Here is a 20,810-nt window from a genome sequence, read left to right on the forward strand (position 1 = left end):
GCTGTGGATCACCGGACTTGTGCACAGACAGCGCCGGGCGGCGTCCGCGAGAGCCTCGTGCCTGCCTAGCGTCGGCGCATGAGAACAGACACGGACGTGGTGCCGGCGGTGCCCGATACCGCCGACGACCTCGTGGACCGGCTCCGGCAGCGACGGTCCGCGCACAGGGTCGCCGCCGCGTACGCGGCCGCCCACGGACACCCCGTCGGGATGGACGACGACGGCCCCGGGCGGCGCTGGGCCCTCGGGGCGCGGCCCGGGCTGGTGGCCCTGGTCGCCGTCCTGCTGCTGGCCTGCGTGGCCGGCGCGGTCGCGCTCGGGTGGGACACGCTGAGCGGGGGTGGCGTCCGCCCGATCACCGCGGCCGGCGAGCCCGGGGACGGCAGGGCCGGCGGGCTCGGCGCAGGGGAGGGCGGCGACGCCGCCGTCGGCCCGGAGAGCGGCACGAGCGCGGCGGGCGGGGCCGGACCCGGCGGAAAACGGGCGGCGGTCGGCGGAGGCGCGGGCGTCCCGGTCCCGGACGCGGCAGGGGCCGGAGGCGGAGCGACCGGGTCGGCGAGCGCTCTGAGCGGTGACGTCGTCGCCCACGTCGTGGGCGCCGTGCGGAAACCCGGCCTGGTCGAGCTGCCGGGCGGTGCGCGCATCGCCGACGCGGTCGAGGCAGCGGGCGGGCCGACGAGCGAGGCCGACCTGTCCGGCGTGAACCTCGCACGGCCCGTCAGCGACGGCGAGCAGATCCACGTACCACGACCGGGAGAGACACCCGAGGAACCCGCGGCGATGAGCGTGCCCGAGCCCGGCGACCCGGCCGGCGCCGCCCCCGGGACCGGAGAGGTGGACGTGAACACCGCGGACCCCGCGGCGCTCGAGACGCTGTCCGGGATCGGGCCGGCACTCGCCCGGGCGATCATCGAGTGGCGCACCGCCAACGGTCCCTTCGCCTCGGTCGACGAGCTCGACGACGTCCCCGGCATCGGGCCGGCCGTGCTGGAAGGGATCCGCCCGGAGGTGCACGTATGAGGGGCGTGGACCTGCGCCTCGCTCCCGCCGCCCTGATCGCGTGGCTGGCCGCGTGGGCCGCTACCGGAGACGTCGGCGTGCCGGCTCTCGCGGCGGCGGGCTGGTGCCTGGCTGCCGTGACGGTGCTGGCTGCCGTGACGGTGGGCGGAGCGCTCGTGTCGGCCGCGCTGCGCGCCCCGGCGGACCGCCGGGGCGCGGTACGCCGCGGGGTCGTGCAGGGCGCCGTCGCCCACGTCGCGCTCGCCACCGCCTGCTCCCTCGCCGTCGTCGCGACCGGCGCCGTGCGGACCGCGCGGGCGGCGCCGGTCGAGGATCTCGCGCGTGGCGGCTTCACCGCCGAGCTCACCGGCGCCGTGGCCTCGCAACCGAAGCCGGTCCCGTGGGGAGGGGGAACGGCCGTCGCGGGCGGCGGCCGGCCGGCCGGCCCGGTCCGCTTCCTCCTCGACGCCCGGGAGGTGACCTCACGAGCAGTCACGACGGGCACCCGGGCTCGCGTCATGGTGACATGGACGCCCGTGCCGGCCGGGCGTGCCGGCGCCGCCCCGCGATACGGTGCGGCCGTCTCGGTCCGCGGCAGGCTGCGGCCTGCGGAACCAGGGACGCCGGAGTCGGCGCGGCTGACCGCTGACGTCATGACGGTGCAACGCTCCCCGCCCGCCCCGCTCCGGCTCCTCGACCGGCACCGGGACGCCCTCATGGCCGTGACCGACGGCCTCGCGCCGCAGGCCCGCGGGCTCGTGCCCGGTGCTGCCATCGGCGACACCACCCGGTTGTCCGACGAGCTGACCGAAGCCATGCGCGTCACCGGCCTCACGCACATCACGGCCGTCTCAGGCGGACACTTCGCGATCGTGATCGCCCTGCTCACCGGGCTCGCCGGGACGATCGGCGCGCCCCGCTGGGTGCGGGTCGCGATCCTGGCCGTCGCCGGGACCGCGTTCGTCGCGCTGGTGCGGCCGGAGCCGAGCGTCCTGCGGGCCGCCGTCATGGCAGGGTTCGGCGTGGCCGGGATCCTGCTCGGGCGGCCGGCGCAGTCCGTGCCGGCGCTCGCGGCGACGGTGATCGGGCTGCTCGTGGCCGACCCGTGGCTGTCGCGCTCGTTCGGGTTCGCCCTGTCGGCCGCGGCGACCGCCGGTCTGGTGCTCCTCGTGCCGCCGCTCGTGGCACGGATCGCGCCGTGGAGCGGGAGAGGGTTCGCCTTCGCCCTGGCTGTGCCGCTCGCCGCGCAGGCCGCGTGCGGTCCCGTCCTCATCCTCCTGGACCCGGTGGTGTCCTTCGTGTCCGTTCCCGCCAACCTGCTGGCAGCACCCGCGCTGGTCCCCGCGACGGTGCTCGGCCTCGCCGCGACCGTCCTCGCGCCCTGGTGGGCGGCGGCAGCACACCTCGTCGCCTGGGCCGCCGGCGGCGCCACCTGGTGGATCGCGCAGGTGGCACTCCATGGTGCGGCCGTGCCGGGCGGTGTCGTGCCGTGGCCCGGCGGTCCCGCAGGAGCCGCCCTGCTCGCCGGGGCGACGGCGGCCGCGCTCGCCCTCGTCCTGGCCTGGCACCCGGACGGGTGGCCCGACCACTGGCGACGGTCGGCACGGTCGATGGCTCGCAGGGCGGGTAGGGCCGTGCGTGGCGCGCCGGCACCCCGAGGGCGCGCACGCAGTGACGACCTGCACCGCGACGTGCCCCGCGGCGGGCCGCGGCTCCTGGCCGGGGCGGTGATCCTGTGCGTCGCGATCGGTGCGGTGGCGCTCGCGGTGCCGCGCGTGGTCGCACGCGCCGCGCTGCCGTCCGACTGGGTGGTCGTCGCGTGCGACGTGGGCCAGGGCGACGGGGTGGTGGTCCGCACGGGACCGTCGTCGGCGATCGTGGTGGACGTCGGGCCCGACGGTGACGCGGCGGGGCGCTGCCTCGACAGGCTCGGCATCACACGGGTGGATCTGCTGGTGCTCAGCCACTTCCACGCCGACCACGTGGGCGGTCTCGCGGCGGTGCTTGACGGGCGCGACGTGGACTCCGCGCTCGTCTCCCCGCTCGCGGATCCCGCGGCCGGCGCGACACGGACTCTGGGCGAGCTCGCGTCGGCCGGGGTCGCGGTGCGGAGTCCCGTGACGGGTGAGCGCGGGACGGCGGGGGACGCAACCTGGGACGTGCTGCTCGCCGGGCTCCCCGGGACGGTGCCCGGGCCGGCGGGAGACAGTGGCGTGGGGACGCCCCGCGTCGGTACCTCCGGCGTCGGGACGTCCGGCGTCGGGACGTCCGGCGTGGAGACCTCCGGTGCCGAGACGTTCCGTGCGGAGGTGGCGGGCGCCGGCGCGAACGATGCCAGCGTCACGCTCCTCGTGCGGGCCGGCGGGCTCGACGTCGTGCTGCTCGGCGACCTGGAGGACGCCGGCCAGGACGCGGTGCTGGCCGAGACGCGGCGGCGGGGGATCGCGGACGTCGACGTCGTGAAGGTCGCCCACCACGGGTCCCGGGTCCAGTCACGGGAGCTCGCCGAGCGGCTGAGCCCGGCCGTGGCGGTGGTCTCCGTGGGCGGTGACAACGAGTACGGCCATCCGACCGGCACGGCACTCGACCTGTACTCGCGGGTCGGCGCGGCCGTGCTCCGTACCGACGAGTGCGGCACGTTCGCGCTCGTGGTCCGTGACGACACCGTGGCGGTCGGCGGGTGCTGACCCAGAGCCCCGAGCCCGTACGCGGGGGCTGCGCTGCGACGACGGCGACCGGTTCCGTCGACGCAGGACACCCGCTGGACCTCGGGCTACGCGAGGGACAGGAAGAGCTTCTCTCGAGTGCGCACGACGGCAGCGAGCTGCCCCTGGGCATGCTTGAGCCGGTTCGAGACCGCCTTCATCTCGTTCGGGTCGAGCTCCATGCTCGATCCTCCGCTCAGCGCCCGAAGAGGCGGGACAGGAACGAGCCCTTGGCGGGCTCCGCGGTGTGGCCAGGGCACTGGTCACGGCGAGGCACTCCCGCCATCACCTGGTCGACGTGCCGGCCGCAACCGGCCCACGTCGTCTTGCGACAGGTCTTGCAGGTCACAGCTCGACACACGGTCATCTCCTTCGCTCGGGTCGACGCAACAATACCCCCCGGGGTATTGTTGGCGTCAAACCGAGGAGGAGCCACATGAAGATCGTCATCGTCGGAGGGGTGGCTGCGGGCATGTCCGCGGCCACCCGGCTGCGCCGTCTCGCGGAGGACGCCGAGATCGTCGTCCTCGAGGCAGGCGACCACGTCTCTTACGCGAACTGCGGACTGCCGTACTACGCGGGCGGAGTGATCCAGGACCGTGACAAGCTGCTGCTCCAGACGCCCGAGTCGCTGTGGTCGCGATTCCGCCTCGACGTGCGCGTGCGGCACCGGGTGACCGGCGTCGATGCCGCAGCCCGCAAGCTGACGGTGCGCGATCTCGCGACCGGCGACGACAGCGTCGAATCGTACGACCGCCTCGTCCTGAGCCCCGGCGCCCGTCCGGTCGTCCCGCCGGTGCCGGGCATCGAGCGCGCGCTCGTGCTGCGCGACGTCGCCGACGCCGACCGTCTCGTCGCCGCGCTCGACGGTGCCGCACCCGCGCGCAGCGCCGTCGTCATCGGTGGTGGACTCGTCGGTCTGGAGGTGGCCGAGAACCTCGTTCGCCGCGGCCTCGACGTCACGGTCGTCGAGCTGGCCGACCAGGTGATCGCGCCGCTGGACCCGGAGCTGGCGGTGCGGGTGCGTGACGAGCTGGAGGCCCACGGCGTGGATGTCCGGACATCCACCCAGGTCACCGCCCTCACACCGACGACAGCGATGCTGGCCGACGCTGCGGGTGCCGACGTCGACGAGATCGCCGCGGACGTCGTGGTCGCCGCCGTCGGCGTACGCCCCGACACGGAGCTCGCTGCTCTGGTCGGCGCCGACCTGGGTCCGCACGGCGGCATCCTCGTGGACCAGGACCTGCGCACCTCGGTCCCCGACGTCTTCGCCGTAGGTGACGCGGCGACCAAGCGAGACGCCCTCGCTGGTACCGGCAGCGACGAGCCCGGCGAGCCACCGACGCTGATCCCGTTGGCGAATCTCGCCAACCGGCACGGGCGGCACGTCGCGGACGTGATCCTCGGCCGGACCGGCATGCGTCCGTCGGTCGGGACCTCCGTGGTCGGCGTGTTCGGCCTGACGGCGGCGTCCGTGGGGCGCAACGAGAAGCGGCTGAGGGCCGAGGGGCGGCCCTACCGCGCCATCCACACGCACCCGAGCCAGCACGCCGGCTACTACCCGGGGGCGAGGCCGTTGGCGCTCAAGCTGCTCGTCGACCCGGACACGGACCTGATCCTCGGCGCCCAGGCGGTGGGCCACGACGGCGTCGACAAACGCATCGACGTGCTCGCCACCGCCGTCGCGGGCGGGCTGACCGCCTCGGAGCTCGCGGACCTCGAGCTCGCCTACGCGCCCGCCTACGGATCGGCCAAGGACCCGGTCAACATGCTCGGCTACGTCGCTGACAACCTCCGCACCGGCGACACCCGCTCCGTCCAGTGGCACGAGCTCGACGGCCTGGTGCGCCGCGGAGCGACCCTCGTGGACGTGCGCACCCCCGCCGAGCACGCCCTCGGCACGGTCGAGACGGTCGCCGACGGGACGCGGTGCCGGGCACGGAACATTCCGCTCGACGAGCTCCGCGGCCGCGCCCACGTCGAGATCCCGGCCGCGATGCCGGTCGTCGTGCACTGCCAGGTCGGCCAGCGCGGCCACACCGCGGCCCGGCTGCTCACCCAGCTGGGGTACGACGTGGTCAACCTCGACGGCGGCTACCTCACCTGGCGAGACGCCACAAGACGGTCGTTCAGCCCTCGTGGTCGCGACGACGGGGAGTGTGTCTCGGCGTCGAGCCGTACCCCAGGCGCATGAGCATCTGCGGTGCCGCGTCGAGCGACAGGGCCTGGCGCAGGTCGTGACGTGTCGTCGGGTTCTCCAGGACGGTGGTCGCGAACGATGCCTGCACGAAGTAGGACGCGGCGACGAGCAGCAGGTGCTCCAGCGCCTGGCCGGCCGCGATCCAGTCACGGGCCTCGTCGCCGGGCGTCGAGAGCATCGCCATCGTCGATCGCTGCTCGAAGGCCGCGGTGCCCGCCGGGGCGAGGAATCGCCGTACCGGTGCCCGCCCGTCCGTGCTGCCGGGGCCGAGGAAGTCCTGGGGGATGCCGTCGTCGCGGCCGGGATCCGTGGCGGTCCAGGCCGCCTCCTCGGCTCGGGCCACAGGGTCCTCCGCCGCGAGCGCCTCGGCCCGGCGCATGAGCCGGGTCACGTCCTCGCGTGCGGGCTCCGAGGGCTGGATCGGCCGCACCTCCGCCCCCTCTTCGCGAGCGGCCTTCTGGAGGGCCGACAGGACGTCCGTGGAGAGCGGCTGGTCGTCGAACGGGACTCGTGAGGTCGCGCGCCGCCCGATCGCGACGGACAGCTCGAGCTCGTCGGCGCTGGGCAGGCCGCCCGGCTCGAGCTCGAGGACTGCCAGGAGCAGGTCGTCGTCCGGGTCGGGCAGCACTCTCACGGCAGCGTCCAGCGATTCGCGGCGCGCGGCTGCCCGGGCGTTGAACAGGAACGCCCCGCAGCTGATCAGCATCTCCCGGCCTCGTGGGTCGGAGTGCTGCAGCTGGCGTGAGCGGTCGGCGCGGATCGAGAGGCTGCTGCCCGAGACCTCGACCTGCCACGGCTGGGTGTTGTACACGCTCGGAGCGTTGCCGGCCGCTGCCAGTATGTGCTCGACCCGTGCGTCGACGACGGTCATGTCCTGTCTCCTCTTCTGCGACTGCCATCCGAGCCTTCGGCAAGCATCCGAAGATTCCGGCGCCGCCGCGGGTGAGGCGGTCGCTCATCACCCAGGAGACCACCCGGGCGGAGTGCTCGACAGGGCCGGATGGCCTCCTCGGACAGGGCTGTTGGTCCCGCTGGCGTGCCGGACCCCGCTCCGGTGCGAACGGGACCGACGTCCCTGTGCCGCGTACGGCGCCGGCTCGGGACCGGGCGCATGACCAAGGAACTGGTGATGGACCTCTTCGGCTTCGCCGGGGAGGACTTCGTCGAGCAGGTGAAGGACGTCATCACCGTCGGCGAGCTCTACGATCTCGCGGCCGGCCAGATCATCTTCACCTGACGCGGCGGAGCGAGGGGGCGATGTCGGTGTCGCGAACTACAGTTTGCCTCGTGCCTCCAGCTACCCGCCGCAGGACCGGTTCCCGTTCGACCGCCAAGACACCCGGCCGTGCGTGGGACGAGCCCGCGCTCGCCCCGGTCGTCCTGGTCCGCGGGGCCGAGCCGCTGCTGACGGAGCGCGCCGTCGACGGCGTCGTCCGCCTCGCGCGCGAGCGCGACCCGGAGGTGGACAAGGTGGAGCTCGAGGGCGCCACCTACACGGCGGGGCAGCTCACCGTGGCGGCCAGCCCCTCGCTGTTCGGGGAGGAGAAGATCGTCGTCGTGCGCAGCGCGGAGTCCGGCACGGAAGATCTGATGAGCGATCTTGTCGCGTACGTCGCGCGGCCGGACGAGGAGACCACGGTCGTCGTCGTGCACGGCGGCGGGCAGCGCGGCAAGAAGATGCTCGACGCGATGACCAAGTCCGGAGCGCCGGTCATGGCCTGCGACCCGATCACCCGGGACGGGGAGAAGGCGTCGTTCGCCATGGGGGAGTTCAAGGCTGCCCGGCGCCGGGCCGACGCCGACGCGGTGCGGGCGCTCGTCGACGGTCTCGGGAACGACCTGCGCGAGCTGGCGTCCGCCTGCTCCCAGCTCATCGCGGACACGACGGGCACGATCACGGAGGCGACCGTCGACCGGTACTACGGGGGCCGGGTCGAGGCGACCGGCTTCCGCGTGGCCGACGCCGCCGTGGCCGGCGACGCCGGTGGCGCCGTCTCGCTGCTGCGCCACGCGCTGGCGACCGGGCTCGACCCGGTGCCGGTCGTCGCCGCCCTGGCGGTCCGCCTGCGGAACCTCGCGAAGGTCGCCGCCATGCGCGGGGGCGGGATCTCCGCCCGTGAGCTCGGCATGGCGCCCTGGCAGGTGGACCGCGCCCAGAAGGACCTGCGCCGCTGGACGCCCGAGGGTCTGGCCGCCGCGATCACCGCCGTCGCGCAGGCCGACGCCGACGTCAAGGGCGCGACCCGCGACCCGGTGTACGCGGTCGAGAAGGCGGTTTTGGCCATAACCCAGGCTCGCCGCGGGTGATCCGGACAATACTCGGACCGGCGAACCATGAATGATCTCTCACAGTGACTCGCGCCTGCCGTCCGGCACCTGCGACCCAGCACGCCGGGCGTGAGCGGCGAGCACGCCCGAGAGACATTCCGCAATGAAGCTGGAGCAACTCCATGTCCCCCGATGTCTGGAAGACGATCGCGATCGTCGCGTACCTCGCTGTGATGCTGGGTATCGGCTACGCAGCCTTCCGCCGCACCGACGACCTCGACGACTACATGCTGGGCGGCCGGCGGCTGAGCCCGGGCGTCGCCGCGCTCAGCGCCGGCGCGTCTGACATGTCCGGCTGGCTCCTGATGGGGCTGCCCGGCGCCATCTACGTGAGCGGGCTCGTCGAGTCCTGGATCGCGATCGGCCTGACGATCGGCGCCTGGCTCAACTGGAAGTTCGTCGCGCCCCGCCTGCGCGCCTACACGGAGACGGCGCGCAACTCGATCACCATCCCCAGCTACTTCGAGAACCGCCTGCACGACACCTCGCGCCTGCTGCGCGTCGCCTCCGGCGTCATCATCCTCGTGTTCTTCACCTTCTACGTCTCCTCCGGGCTGGTGGCCGGCGGGACCTTCTTCGAGGGCTCCTTCGGGTTCGACTACACGACCGGCATCTGGGTCGTCGGCGGGGTGACGCTCGCCTACACGCTGTTCGGTGGTTTCCTCGGCGCCACCTGGACCGATGTCGCGCAGGGGAGCCTGATGCTGCTCGCCCTCGTGGCGGTGCCGATCGTCGCCTTCTTCGACCTCGGGGGCTGGGAGCCGGTCCAGGAGGGCATCCTCGCGGCGGAGACCAGCGGCGCGGTCGACCACCTGTCGTTCCTCGCCGGCGCGTCCGTGACGGGAGTCGTCTCGGCCGCCGCGTGGGGCCTGGGCTACTTCGGCCAGCCGCACATCATCGTGCGCTTCATGGCGATCCGCTCCCCGCAGGACGCCGTCGCCGGCCGGCGCATCGGCATCAGCTGGATGATCGTCACCACGATCGGCGCGATCGCCACCGGCCTGATCGGCGTCGCCTACGTCAACGTGCGCGGTGCGACGCTGGAGAACCCGGAGACGGTGTTCCTGTACCTGTCGCAGGTCCTGTTCCACCCGGTGGTCGCGGGCCTCGTCCTGGCCGCGGTCCTCGCGGCGATCATGTCGACGATCTCGTCGCAGCTGATCGTCTCCTCGTCCGCCCTGGTGGAGGACCTCGTCAAGATCGCGGGCAAGGAGATGACCGCTCGCGTCCAGGTGATGCTCGGGCGTCTCGGCGTCCTGCTGGTGGCGGTGATCGCCGGGCTCATCGCCTTCGACCGCACGGACACCATCCTGGACCTGGTCGGCTTCGCCTGGGCCGGCTTCGGCGCGGCGTTCGGCCCGATCGTGATCCTGAGCCTCTACTGGCGGCGCCTCACCCGCTGGGGCGCGCTGGCGGGCATGGTCGTCGGCGCCGGGGTCGCCTTCGCCTGGGGCAGGTCCCCGCTGGCCGACACGCTCTACGAGATCGTCCCCGGCTTCGTCCTGGGCGCGCTCGTCGCGCTCGTCGTCAGCCTGGTCACCCCGGCGCCGTCCGAGGCGATCCGCGAGGAGTTCACCGAGGCGACACGCCTCGCGTCCGCCAAGAGCGCCGTCACGTCCTGACGAGGACGAGGGCCCACGGGCCGGTCCGGGAGGTGCTCCCGGACCGGCCCGCGGCTCATTCGCAGCCCACTCCGTCCCCGTCGCTGTCCAGCCCGTAGATGTCCGCCCCGGTCACCCGGACCGGACCGCTGGCGTACGCGGGACCGTCGCCGCTCCCGCCCGCGCAGTCGACGTCCGAGGCGACCGGTACGCAGCCCGAGTAGTTCGGGTCGCAGCTCGACGGCTCGGGCTCGGCGGGCGCGGGAGGTGGTGGCGGCGGGGGTGGTGTGCGGGTTCCGACCGTCGTGACCTGATCGACCGGCTTCCTGGTGACGACCTTCTTGACGAGCGTCCGGTCGGTCCTCTCGCCGTCGACGTAGGTGACGCGCATCATCTTGGTGAGAACCCCCTTGACGCCCTGAGTCGTGACCTTCTTCGTTCCCTTGTCGAGGTTCGGGTCCTTCGTCGTGACCTTCTGGAAGGGGATCGCCTCCTTCTTCGCGAACTTCTTGACCGTCGTGACCGGTTCCGGCGTCGACGGGCTCGGTGTGGCTTCCGGGCTCTGTGACGAGGTCGGGCTCCCCGACATCGTCGGGCTCTGCGAGCCGGCCGAGCCGGTCGTCGTCGCGGGGCCGGCGCAGCCGGACAGTCCGATGGCGGTCGTGACCGCTACGGCACAGATCACGGCGGCCGCGGTGCGATGGATCTGAGGCATCGGAGTGACCTCCTTTGGTAAGACTCCGAGCTGAGACCCTATTTTAACTACTTTCTACTGTTTGACGCAGAATGTAGTAAAAATGTATTTCACTCGACCGGCGTGATCGTCCAGGTCACATGGGCCCGCGCGGACGGGACGAAGGGCGTCGCCACACCGGAGCGGCGTGCCGCGCCGCCACCGTCCCCAGGCTCCGCGAATCACCCGGGCACCGCCTAGGGTCGGGACGATGAGCGGATCGAGGAGCACCGGGCGGCAGACGGGCCGGAGCGTGATGAGAGGCCGCGCGGCCGACGGCGCGTCGATCGGGGTGGCCGTCGCGCTGGGGCTGGTCGCGGTGATCCTCCAGTCGAACGAGGCGGAGCCGCTGCCTGCCGAGGTCCTGTCCGTGGACCGGGTCGTGGGGGTGCTCGGCTGCCTCGCGCTGTGGTGGCGTCGCCGGTTCCCCGTGGTGCTCGGCGTGCTCCTGGCCGTGTCGAGCTCGTTCTCGGAGACGATCGGCGGGGCGGCGATCGTCGCCTTGTTCACCGTGGCCGCACATCGTTCGACCCGCGCCACGGCGGGGGTGTGCGCGGTCAGCCTGGCGGCGCTCGGTACCTACCAGCTCCTGTGGCCCGAGCCGACGGTCCCGCCGGTCACGGTGTTCACCATCATCGGTCTCGGGCACGCCGCCGTCGTGGCGTGGGGGCTGTCCGTGCGCCATCGCCGGGCGCTGGTCGCCTCCTTGCGGGAGCGGGCGGCGGCGGCCGAGGTCGAGGCTCGGCTGCGGGCCGAGCGTTTCGAGCACGAGACCCGTGCGGCCCTCGCGCGCGAGATGCACGATGTCCTCGGGCACCGGCTGTCCCTGCTCAGCGTGCACGCGGGCGCTCTGGCCTACTCCCGTGACGCGCCCGCCGGCGACAGGACGCGCGCCGCCGAGGTGGTCCGCGAGAACGCGCACCGTGCCCTGCAGGACCTGCGCGAGGTGATCGGGGTGCTGCGGGCTCCCGTCGGCGAGCTGCCGGTGCCGGGCGTCGTGGACGTGCTGGAGCTGATCGACGAGGCGCGCCAGGCGGGGACGCCGGTCGAGCTGCGGGACGAGGCGGGGGTGACCGCCGGTGACCGGCACCTGCCCGAGATCCAGGACCGCACGCTCTACCGTCTGGTGCAGGAGTGCCTGACCAACGCGCGCAAGCACGCTCCGGGCGCGCCGGTCGTCGTGCGGATCGCGGGTTCTCCCGGTGACGACGTGACCGCCGAGGTGGTCAACGAGGCCCCGACGTCCCTGCCGTCCCCGCCGTCCCTGCCCGGCGAAGCGGGGGAAGGGCTGCGCGGGCTGGCGGAGCGCGCCCGGCTCGCCGACGGACGGCTCGAGCACGGCCCGAGCGGCTCGGGCGGCTGGCGGGTCCGCATGCGTCTACCGTGGCCGCTGTGACTGATCCCCCGCCCGCCGTACGGGGCGCCGCCGCCCCCGCCGACGCCGCCGCTCCCGCCGAAGCCATGACTCCCGAAGCCATGACTCCCGACACCACGGCCGCCGATGGTCTTCCGGCCGACGACCGGTCGGCCATCGACGTGCTGGTCGCCGACGACGACCCGGTCGTCCGGTTCGGCCTGAGGATGATGCTCAGCGGTGCCCCCGACCTCCGGGTGGTGGCCGACGCGAGCGACGGCGCGGAAGCGGTGGAGCTGGCCCGGCGCCACCACCCGGACGTCGTGCTGATGGACATCCGGATGCCAGGCACCGACGGGCTCACCGCGACCGAGATGCTGCGGGGCCGGTCGCCGGCCCCGCAGGTCATGGTCCTCACGACGTTCGACACCGACGCCCATGTCCTGCGCGCCCTGCGGGCCGGAGCGGCGGGGTTCCTCCTCAAGGACACCCCGCCCGACGAGCTCGTCGCCGCGATCCGCCACGCGGCCGAGGGGCGTCCCGTGCTCTCGCCCGACGTGACCCGCCGGCTCATCGCCCGGGTCACGGACTCGGAGCAGGACGCCCGCCGTGCCGGCGCCCGCCGGCGCCTCGGCCTGCTCGCCGAGCGGGAGCGGGCCGTCGCGGTCGAGATCGGGACGGGGCGTTCCAACGCCGAGATCGCGGCGCGGCAGCACCTCGGCCTGACCACCGTCAAGACCCACGTGTCGGCCATCCTCACCAAGCTCGATCTCAACAACCGGGTGCAGGTGGCCCTGCTCGTCCAGGAAGCCGGGCTCGATCACCCGGAGCGCCCGGCATAGGTCGGCGCACTCCGACTTTGGTCGTCAGACCCGGACCGATCGGCCGATGCGGCACGTCAGTGCTGCGCATAGCGTCTTTTCCATGCCTCGAGCAACACGACAGAACCTTCCGCCGGCGTCCCGACGGACCGCCACGGTGCTGGCCGCCGTCGCCCTCGCGCTGACCGGGTGTGCGGGCCAAGCCGGTGCGGCGCTACCGGCCGCGCCCGAACCCGGCCGGTCCGTGGCGGCGCCGGATCCCGCTCCTGTCGACTGGAGCGAGTGCGGGCCCCGCCTGGACTGCGCCACGGTCGAGGTGCCGCTGGAGTACACCGAGCCCCACGGCGAGCAGATCTCGCTCGCCGTCACGCGCCACCGCGCCACCGACCCGGACCGCCGCATCGGCAGCCTGTTCATCAACCCGGGCGGCCCGGGCGTACCGGCCACCGAGACGGTCGGCGCCATCGACCCCGGTAGCGACGCCAGCCCGTTCTCGCCCGACGTCGTGGCCCGCTTCGACGTCGTCGGCATGGACCCGCGGGGTGTCGGTGAGTCGGGGGCCGTCCGCTGCCTCACCGACGAGCAGCGCGCCGAGGCGGCGGCCGCCGACCTCGACCCGTCCCGCCCGGGCGGCAAGCCGTTCGAGCGGCTGCTCGCCGACGCCGCCAGGTTCACCTCGGGCTGCCTGGCGCACCAGAGCCCTCGGTACCTGGCGAGCCTGTCCACCGACAACGTCGCCCGCGACCTGGACCAGGTCCGCACCGCGCTCGGCGAGGAGCAGATCACCTTCTACGGCGCCTCCTACGGCACGGTGGTCGGTCCCATGTACGCCACGATGTTCCCGGACCGTGTCCGCCAGATGGTGATCGACGGCCCCGTCGACACCGAGCTGTGGCAGGACGACCCGCTGCGGCTCCTCGACGACGTCGCCCGCTCCAACGAGCAGACGCTCGACGTGTGGTTCGAGACGTGTCGCGCCGAGGGTGTGGAGGCGTGCCCCTTCGGCGACGGCGATCCCGAGGCCGCCTTCGACGCCTTGATCGCCCAGCTCGAGGACGAGCCGCTGCAGGTTCCGCCCGCCGAGGGGCTGACGCCGGGCGGAACCCTCGACGGTGCTATGGCGCTGGAGGCCGTTCGGGCCGCCGCGGGCGCACGGGCGCTCTGGCCCACGCTCACCGCGGGCCTGCTCGCCGCGCAGCAGGGTGACGGCACGCTGCTCCACTTCGTGGTCTCGAAGGTCACGGTCGCACCGTTCGGCGCCCCGTACGCGACGCTCCAGGAGCCCCATACCGCGGTCCGCTGTGTCGACTGGCCGGCGCTGACCGACCTCGCGGAGCATCGTGCGGCGGCGCGTGAGATCGCCCGGCGCGGCGAGCGTCTCGGAAGCCGTGCCGCCTACAGCGCGCTCGACTGCGCCCTGTGGCCGGTCCGGAACGAGGACCGTCTCACGGACCCGCTCACCGGCACCGGCGCTCCGCCGGTCCTGGTGGTCGGCGGCCGCGTCGACAACGTGTCTCCGTACCACTGGGCACAGGCCATGGCCGAGCGCCTGGACGACGCCGTCCTGCTCACCCGGGAGGGCGTGGGCCACACCTCCTACCGCACCAGCGGCCCGTGCATCGACACCGCGGTGGACGCCGCCCTGATCGACGGCGTCCTCCCCGCCGCGGGCACCGTCTGCGAGATCGTCCCTCCCGGGACCACCAGGCCGCCCTCGTGATCTGAGCCGGGCGACAGTCCGCCCCAGCGCGTCCGTGATGAACAGGCAGCGCGCGAGCCAGAGGCGCCACCACCCGTCCGGGTGGTGGCGCCTCTCGGTACCGATCAGCGCAGAGGCTCGATCAGAGCGCCTCGACCGACTTCGCGATGGCCGACTTGCGGTTCGCGGCCTGGTTCTCGTGGATGACGCCCTTCGAGACGGCCTTGTCGAGCTTCCGCGACGCGGTGCGCAGCGCGGTGACGGCGGCCTCCTTGTCGCCGGCGGCGACGGCCTGGCGCACCTTGCGCACGTGCGTCTTGAGCTCCGACTTGACGGCGCGGTTGCGCAGCCGGGCCTTCTCGTTCGTCTTGTTGCGCTTGATCGCAGACTTGATGTTTGCCACTGGTGAACTTCCTGGTGTGTTCGCCGGACGGCGAGCGGATAGGTCGTAGAGAGCGGCCGCAGCTCCGGGACTGGGGTGGGGAACCCGTGGAGAGGAACTGCGGCGGTGCCCGCCGACCTGGGCGGACACGCAGCCCTCAACATTACCAGACGCGCGCGGGCTTCGTGCTCTGACAAAACCACAGCGCATGTGACATTTCTGCCACTAGGGTTTCTGCCAGGAATGTCCGATGCTGGACCGGCATCGTCAGTGACGTACGAAGAAGTCCGGAGGCTCTTGATGCGACGTACTGCACCCCTGTCCCTGGCGATGGCCGCGCTGCTCGGCCTGAGCGCCTGCGGCTCGGACGGCTCAGGGGGCGGCGGCAGCCTGCAGGGCGAGGGGTCGGGCGACGACTGCACGATCGCCGACCCGGTCCCCGTGGGCGCGGCGCTCTCCCTGACGGGCGACGCCGGGAGCTACGGCGAGTCGCAGAGCAACGGCCTCGAGCTCGCCGCGCAGCACCTCCAGGAGCAGGGCGGTGTCACCTACGACCTCACGATCGAGGACGACCAGACCGACGAGCGCCAGGGCATCACCGTCTTCGAGTCGTTCGTGAACGACGGCGTGTCCGCGATCATCGGCCCCACGCTGTCCAACGGTGCCTTCCAGGCCCAGCCCGTCGCCCAGGAGGAGGGCGTCCCGGTGGTCGCGATCTCGAACACTGCGGACGGCATCACCGCGCAGGGCGACTACATCCACCGCGTCTCGCTCACCGAGGGCCAGGTCATCCCGCAGACCGTCGCGGCCGCCGTGGAGTCCGAGGACGTGCAGGAGGTCGTCGTCATGTACAGCGACGACGACGCGTTCACCGAGTCGGGGTACGACGTGTTCGTCCAGGCGCTCGAGGACGAGGGCGTGGAGATCACGAAGACCCTGACGTTCTCGGTCTCGGACACCGACTTCCGTCCGCTGCTCACCGAGGCGGCGCAGGCGGAGCCGGACGCGATCATCGTCTCCGCGCTCATCGAGGCGGCCATCCCGCTCGTCACGCAGGCGCGCGAGACGGGCCTGACCGTACCGGTCGTCGGGGGCAACGGCTTCAACAACCCGCAGCTCATGGCCGATGCCGGGGAGGCCGCCGAGGGCGTCGTCGTCGGCGCCGCGTGGAACTCCGGGTCGACGCAGAACGACCTCAACACCGAGTTCCTCGCCGCCTACGAGGAGGAGTACGGCAAGGCCCCGGACCAGTTCGCCGCCCAGGCGTACACCGGCCTCATGACCGTCGACGCCGCCGTGCGGGCCGAGTGCTCGGGCGACCCGGAGTCGATCAAGGAGGGCCTCGGCACCATCGACGGGCTCGACACCGTGCTCGGTTCCCTCACCATCAACGAGGACCGGGACGCGGAGCACGAGGCCGTCGTGCAGGTCGTGTCCGACGGCCAGTTCGTCGCCCTCGACTGAGCAGCCGCGACAGAGACGGCCGATATCGTGCAACAGCTCCTCAACGGCCTGTTCATCGGGTCGATCTATGCCCTCTTCGCGATCGGGTTCACGCTCGTGTTCGGGATCCTGGACCGGCTGAACCTCGCGCACCCGTCGGTGTTCGCGGCGTCGGCGTTCATCGGGATCGAGCTCGTCGAGGTGGCAGGGCTGCCCTGGTGGGCGGCCCTGCCGGCGGTCGCCGTCGTCGGCGGCGTCCTCGGGCTGGTCGTGGAGCGCGTCGCGTTCCGCCCGCTCAAGGGGCGTGCCGATGCCCACTTCGCCGGGCTCATCTCGTCGATCGCGCTCGGCGGCATGATCGTCGCGCTGCTGCAGTGGCGCTACGGGCCCGACACCCGGCGATTCCCCGCCGGCACGTTCCCCGACGCGCAGCTCGAGCTGTTCGGCGCCCGGTTCACGGTGCTGCAGGCGGTGATCCTCGTCGTGTCGGTGGTGCTCATGGTCGCGCTCACGTGGCTCGTCGCGCGGTCGCGGCTCGGCCGCGCCATGCGGGCCGTGGCGGAGAACCCGACCGCCGCCCGCGTGCTCGGCGTGGACGTGGACCGGGTCACGGCGACGACGTTCGCGATCTCCGCCGCCCTCGGCGCGGTGGCCGGCGCGCTGTTCGCGATGAACGTGAACAGCGCGCAGCTCGGCATGGGGGCGGCCATCGAGCTCAAGGGGCTCGCGGTGATCATCGTGGGAGGCATGGGGTCGCTGCCCGGCGCGCTCGTGGGCGGGCTGCTGCTCGGGGTCGCCGAGGTGCTCGCCGTCCAGTACATCGGGTCCTCGTGGCGCGACCTGGTCGCGTTCGCGCTGCTCTTCGGGCTGCTGATCCTGCGCCCGCAGGGCATCTTCGGCTCCCGGCGCCTGCGGGAGGTCTGATGCTCACCGACTCCACCCTCGTCTTCGTCGCCCTGGCGGGCATCTTCGCGTTCTCGTTCTACGCGGTGCTCGTGGCCGGGCAGCTCAGCCTCGGTCAGGCCGGCTTCGCCGCGCTCGCCGCCTACGCCTCGGCGGTCCTGGCCCCCGACCCCGCCGACGTCGGTGACGCCGTCACGCTCGCCGTGGCCCTGGGGGCCGGGGTCGTCGTCGGGGCGGCCGCCGCGGCGTTGCTCGGCCTGCCGACCATGCGGCTGCGCGGCGTGTTCCTCGCCATCGCGACCCTCGGGTTCGCCGAGGCGGTGCGCATCCTGCTGGTCAACGCGGAGTGGACGGGTGGCGCGCAGGGCATGAGCGTGCCGAGGCTCGTCACCCCCGGCGTCGCGTGGGCGCTGCTTGCCGTCGTCGCGTACCTGTTCTGGCGGCAGGGACCGAGCCGCTACGGGCGGGCGCTGGCCGCGATCCGCGAGGACGAGCTCGCCGCCCGCGCGACGGGCATCGACGTCGGCGCGCACCGCCTGGGCGCGTTCGTCACGGCAGGCGGGGTCGCGGGCGCGCACGGCGCGCTCGTCGCGTACACGATGCGTTTCATCGACCCCGGCCTGTTCGACTTCTCCGCGGCCATCGACGGTCTCGTCATGGCGGTGGTCGGCGGCTCCACGGTGTGGTTCGGGCCGGTGCTCGGCGGTGCGTTCCTCACCCTGGTCCCGGAGATCCAGCGGGCCGCCGGGCTCGACGCCGGCTGGATCCGGCCGTTCCTGGCGAGCCTGCTGCTGCTTGCGGTCATCCTGTTCCGGCCCGCAGGCCTGGCCGGCCTCGTGCCCGCAGGCCGCGGCACGCGCCCGCTCCCGCGCGGTTCCGCGGGTGTCCTGTCCGACGACGGCGGTGCGGGCGCGCGGGCGGCGACGGCCCACCGGGACCGGCGTCGTGCCCGGGTCGCGGCCGGGGACACCGTCGCCCGCCTGACCGGCGTCGCCAAGGACTACGGCGGCGTGCACGCCCTGCGGGGCGTGGACCTGGAGCTGCGGGCCGGGGAGGTCGTCGGGCTGATCGGGCCCAACGGCGCGGGGAAGACCACCTGCGTGAACATCCTCAGCGGGCTGGTCCCGCCGTCGGGCGGCACGGTCGAGGTGCTCGGCACGGATCCTGCCCGCACCCCTGTGCACCGCGTCGCGGCCGCCGGCGTGGCCCGGACGTTCCAGCACGCCAAGCTGTTCGGGCGGCTGTCCGTGCTGGACAACGTGCTCGCCGGAGCGCACCTGGTCACGCGGGGCACCTCCCTGCGCCGGCTGGTCTGGCTGCCGTCGGCGCGGCGGGACGAGCGCGCCGCCGTCGTGCACGCGACCGCCTGCCTGGAACGCGTCGGCATCGCGGACAAGGCGGGCCTCGCCGCCGGGCAGCTGTCCTACGGCGACCAGCGGCGCGTCGAGGTCGCGCGCGCACTGGCCGCCGACCCGGCCCTGCTGATCCTCGACGAGCCCGCCGCCGGGATGAACCGCGTCGAGGCCGCCGCGCTCGGCGACCTCATCACCTCGCTCGCCGCCGGCGGGCTGACGGTCCTGCTCATCGAGCACGACGTCGGCCTCGTGATGCGCACCTGCGACCGGGTCACGGTGCTGGACTTCGGAGCCGTCATCGCCGCCGGCGAGCCCGCGCACGTGCGCGACCACCCCGACGTCGTGACGGCCTACCTCGGGACGGAGGCGGACTGATGCTCACGGTCCGGGACCTGGACGTGCGGTACGGACGCGTGCACGCGGTGCGCGGGCTGTCGCTCGACGTGCCCGACGGCGGCCTCGTCACGCTGGTCGGCGCGAACGGCGCGGGCAAGAGCTCGGTGATCAACGCGATCTCGGGCGTGGTGCGCGCGTCGGGCGGTACCGTCACCTACGACGGGCGCGACGTGACGCGCTGGCCCGCGCACCGGCTGGTCAAGGCCGGGCTCGTGCAGGTGCCGGAAGGGCGGCAGGTGCTCGCGACGCTCACCGTCGACGAGAACCTGCGCCTCGCCGGGTGGCACGCCGGACCCGGCCGGATCGGCGAGGTGTACGAGCGGTTCGGGGTGCTGGCGCAGCGGCGCGACCTGCCCGCCGGGTCGCTGTCCGGCGGCGAGCAGCAGATGCTCGCGATCGGGCGGGCGCTCGTCGCGCAGCCGCGGCTCGTGCTGCTCGACGAGCCGTCGATGGGGCTCGCGCCGAAGATCGTCGACGAGGTGTTCCGCGTCATCGCCGAGATCCGCGACGAGGGCACGGCGGTGCTGCTCGTGGAGCAGAACGCGCGCCGCGCGCTCGCCGCCGCGGACCACGGCCACGTGCTCGCGGGCGGCGAGGTCGTCCGGTCCGGGCCGGCGGGAGAGCTCCTGGAGGACGAGGCCGTCGTGCGGGCGTACCTGGGCTGAGCCCACGGCGAACGTCACTCCACCAGGAGCGCCGCGGGGCCCTCGTGCGCCCCGGCGACCTCTTAGGATCGACGCGTGACCACCGCGAGCGCACGAGGGCCCTGGCAATGGACCGTCGCGGTCCCGATCGTCTCGGTGGTGCTGCTCGCCGCGACATGGGCGTACCACGAACACGTGGTCGCGCTCGTCGCGATCGCCGCCGCGCTCGTGGGGTCGGTGCTCGCCGCCGTGCACCACGCCGAGGTCGTGGCGCACCGGGTGGGCGAGCCGTACGGCTCGCTGATCCTCGCCGTCGCGGTGACCGTGATCGAGGTCGGCCTGATCATCATGCTGATGTCGAGCGGCGGCGACGGCGCGAGCACCTACGCCCGCGACACCGTGTTCGCCGCCGTGATGATCACGTTCAACGGGATCGTCGGCCTGTCGATGCTGGTCGGCGCAGCGAAGCACCATCTCGTGAGCTTCAACGCGTCCGGCGCGGGATCGGCCCTCGGCACCGTGGTGGCCCTCGCGACCGTGACCCTCATCCTGCCGAGCTACACGTCGTCCGCGCCCGGCGGCGAGTACACACCGTTCCAGCTCGGCTTCGCCGCCGTCGCGTCGCTCGTGCTCTACGGGGCGTTCGTCTTCACGCAGACCGTGCGGCACCGGTCCTTCTTCCTGCCGGTCACGTCCGACCAGTACGGACGCGCCACCGGCATCCTCGACGAGGAGGACGGCGACCACGCCGCCCTGCCGTCCGACCGCGACACCCTGCTCAGCCTCGCGCTGCTCGTGGCGTCCCTCGTCGCCGTGGTCGGGCTGGCGAAGCTGCTGTCGCCCACGATCGAGCACGCCGTCGAGGCCGCCGGGCTGCCGTACACGGTGGTCGGCGTGGTGATCGCGCTGCTCGTGCTCGCGCCCGAGTCGATCGCCGCCGTCCGCAACGCCGCCAGCGACCGGATGCAGACCAGCCTGAACCTCGCCTACGGCTCGGCCATGGCGTCCATCGGCCTGACCATCCCGGTGATCGCCGTCGCCATGGTCTGGCTCCCGGGCGAGCTGTGGCTCGGGCTCAACGAGACGCAGGTCGTGCTCTTCGCGGTGTCGGTCGTCGTCGCGATCCTCAGCGTCGTGCAGGGGCACGCCAAGACCTTGCAGGGCGTGGTGCACCTAGTGCTGCTGGCGGCGTTCGTCGTCGTGTCCGTGCAGCCGTAGCGCGGCCGGGCGGGCTGCTGCCGAGG

17 protein-coding genes and 1 pseudogene are annotated in these 20,810 nt (G+C 73.3%); 14 read left to right on the top strand and 4 right to left on the bottom strand.

Features of this window, described 5'->3' with window-relative positions; genetic code table 11:
• The first annotated feature begins 78 nt into the window (after nucleotides 1-78).
• Together ACYU96_RS01195 and ACYU96_RS01200 are read left to right on the top strand one after the other, a co-directional pair.
• Nucleotides 79-1,020, top strand: a complete 942-nt coding sequence (locus ACYU96_RS01195; RefSeq protein WP_460748274.1) for a helix-hairpin-helix domain-containing protein — start codon at nucleotides 79-81, stop codon at nucleotides 1,018-1,020.
• The gene (locus ACYU96_RS01200) at nucleotides 1,017-3,686 is read left to right on the top strand and encodes a ComEC/Rec2 family competence protein (RefSeq protein WP_460748276.1); all 2,670 of its coding nucleotides are present in this window, start codon (nucleotides 1,017-1,019) and stop codon (nucleotides 3,684-3,686) included. Before ACYU96_RS01195 ends, ACYU96_RS01200 begins: the two co-directional genes overlap by 4 nt.
• 107 nt (nucleotides 3,687-3,793) lie before the next feature.
• On the opposite strand, the pseudogene ACYU96_RS01205 reads toward ACYU96_RS01200, so the two are convergent.
• Nucleotides 3,794-3,886, bottom strand: a pseudogene (locus ACYU96_RS01205) (cytoplasmic protein); the annotation flags it as partial.
• 254 nt (nucleotides 3,887-4,140) lie between these two features.
• Between ACYU96_RS01205 and ACYU96_RS01210 the strand changes: the two are divergent.
• Nucleotides 4,141-5,901: an FAD-dependent oxidoreductase gene (locus ACYU96_RS01210; RefSeq protein WP_460748277.1), complete on the top strand. Its 1,761-nt coding sequence runs from the start codon at nucleotides 4,141-4,143 to the stop codon at nucleotides 5,899-5,901.
• On the opposite strand, the gene ACYU96_RS01215 is transcribed toward ACYU96_RS01210, so the two are convergent.
• Nucleotides 5,837-6,778, bottom strand: a complete 942-nt coding sequence (locus tag ACYU96_RS01215) for an Acg family FMN-binding oxidoreductase (RefSeq protein ID WP_460748279.1) — start codon at nucleotides 6,776-6,778, stop codon at nucleotides 5,837-5,839. The two genes, ACYU96_RS01210 and ACYU96_RS01215, sit on opposite strands and share 65 nt — an antisense overlap.
• Before the next feature lie 240 nt (nucleotides 6,779-7,018).
• Between ACYU96_RS01215 and ACYU96_RS01220 the strand changes: the two genes are divergently transcribed.
• The 3 genes from ACYU96_RS01220 (at nucleotide 7,019) to putP (ending at nucleotide 9,857) form a co-directional block, all read left to right on the top strand.
• Nucleotides 7,019-7,144, top strand: a complete 126-nt coding sequence (locus ACYU96_RS01220; protein WP_460748281.1) for a hypothetical protein — start codon at nucleotides 7,019-7,021, stop codon at nucleotides 7,142-7,144.
• A 50-nt stretch (nucleotides 7,145-7,194) separates the two neighbouring features.
• The gene (holA, locus tag ACYU96_RS01225; protein ID WP_460748283.1) at nucleotides 7,195-8,214 is read left to right on the top strand and encodes a DNA polymerase III subunit delta; all 1,020 of its coding nucleotides are present in this window, start codon (nucleotides 7,195-7,197) and stop codon (nucleotides 8,212-8,214) included.
• Nucleotides 8,215-8,357: 143 nt separating this feature from the next.
• Nucleotides 8,358-9,857 (top strand): sodium/proline symporter PutP, encoded by a 1,500-nt coding sequence (gene putP, locus ACYU96_RS01230; RefSeq protein WP_460748286.1) that lies wholly within the window; start codon nucleotides 8,358-8,360, stop codon nucleotides 9,855-9,857.
• A 55-nt stretch (nucleotides 9,858-9,912) separates the two neighbouring features.
• Here the strand turns inward: putP and ACYU96_RS01235 are convergent, their stop codons facing one another.
• Nucleotides 9,913-10,551 (bottom strand): G5 domain-containing protein, encoded by a 639-nt coding sequence (locus ACYU96_RS01235; RefSeq protein ID WP_460748288.1) that lies wholly within the window; start codon nucleotides 10,549-10,551, stop codon nucleotides 9,913-9,915.
• A 229-nt stretch (nucleotides 10,552-10,780) separates the two neighbouring features.
• Between ACYU96_RS01235 and ACYU96_RS01240 the strand changes: the two genes are divergently transcribed.
• The 3 genes from ACYU96_RS01240 to ACYU96_RS01250 all read left to right on the top strand — a co-directional run bounded on the left by ACYU96_RS01240 (nucleotide 10,781) and on the right by ACYU96_RS01250 (nucleotide 14,464).
• The gene (locus tag ACYU96_RS01240) at nucleotides 10,781-11,965 is read left to right on the top strand and encodes a sensor histidine kinase (protein ID WP_460748290.1); all 1,185 of its coding nucleotides are present in this window, start codon (nucleotides 10,781-10,783) and stop codon (nucleotides 11,963-11,965) included.
• Nucleotides 11,962-12,765 carry a response regulator transcription factor gene (locus ACYU96_RS01245; protein ID WP_460748292.1) on the top strand — a complete coding sequence of 268 codons (804 nt, stop codon included), beginning with the start codon at nucleotides 11,962-11,964 and terminating at the stop codon, nucleotides 12,763-12,765. Before ACYU96_RS01240 ends, ACYU96_RS01245 begins: the two co-directional genes overlap by 4 nt.
• Before the next feature lie 82 nt (nucleotides 12,766-12,847).
• Nucleotides 12,848-14,464, top strand: coding sequence for an alpha/beta hydrolase (locus ACYU96_RS01250; protein WP_460748294.1), 1,617 nt, complete (start codon nucleotides 12,848-12,850; stop codon nucleotides 14,462-14,464).
• Nucleotides 14,465-14,585: 121 nt separating this feature from the next.
• On the opposite strand, the gene rpsT is transcribed toward ACYU96_RS01250, so the two are convergent.
• Nucleotides 14,586-14,846 (bottom strand): 30S ribosomal protein S20, encoded by a 261-nt coding sequence (rpsT, locus tag ACYU96_RS01255; RefSeq protein WP_460748296.1) that lies wholly within the window; start codon nucleotides 14,844-14,846, stop codon nucleotides 14,586-14,588.
• Between the two features lie 279 nt (nucleotides 14,847-15,125).
• Here rpsT and ACYU96_RS01260 point away from each other — a divergent pair, with 279 nt between their 5' ends.
• The 5 genes from ACYU96_RS01260 to ACYU96_RS01280 all read left to right on the top strand — a co-directional run bounded on the left by ACYU96_RS01260 (nucleotide 15,126) and on the right by ACYU96_RS01280 (nucleotide 20,784).
• On the top strand, nucleotides 15,126-16,289 hold the full coding sequence (locus tag ACYU96_RS01260; RefSeq protein ID WP_460748298.1) for an ABC transporter substrate-binding protein: 1,164 nt from the start codon (nucleotides 15,126-15,128) through the stop codon (nucleotides 16,287-16,289).
• A gap of 27 nt (nucleotides 16,290-16,316) precedes the next feature.
• Nucleotides 16,317-17,192, top strand: coding sequence for a branched-chain amino acid ABC transporter permease (locus ACYU96_RS01265; protein ID WP_460748299.1), 876 nt, complete (start codon nucleotides 16,317-16,319; stop codon nucleotides 17,190-17,192).
• A complete protein-coding gene (locus ACYU96_RS01270) occupies nucleotides 17,192-18,901 on the top strand; it encodes a branched-chain amino acid ABC transporter ATP-binding protein/permease (RefSeq protein WP_460748301.1) in 1,710 nt (569 codons plus the stop codon). The genes ACYU96_RS01265 and ACYU96_RS01270 overlap by 1 nt, the downstream gene beginning before the upstream one ends.
• Nucleotides 18,901-19,587 carry an ABC transporter ATP-binding protein gene (locus ACYU96_RS01275; RefSeq protein WP_460748302.1) on the top strand — a complete coding sequence of 229 codons (687 nt, stop codon included), beginning with the start codon at nucleotides 18,901-18,903 and terminating at the stop codon, nucleotides 19,585-19,587. The genes ACYU96_RS01270 and ACYU96_RS01275 overlap by 1 nt, the downstream gene beginning before the upstream one ends.
• Before the next feature lie 75 nt (nucleotides 19,588-19,662).
• Nucleotides 19,663-20,784: a calcium:cation antiporter gene (locus tag ACYU96_RS01280; protein WP_460748304.1), complete on the top strand. Its 1,122-nt coding sequence runs from the start codon at nucleotides 19,663-19,665 to the stop codon at nucleotides 20,782-20,784.
• Nucleotides 20,785-20,810 lie beyond the last annotated feature (26 nt).

The organism is Myceligenerans cantabricum (assembly GCF_054777735.1).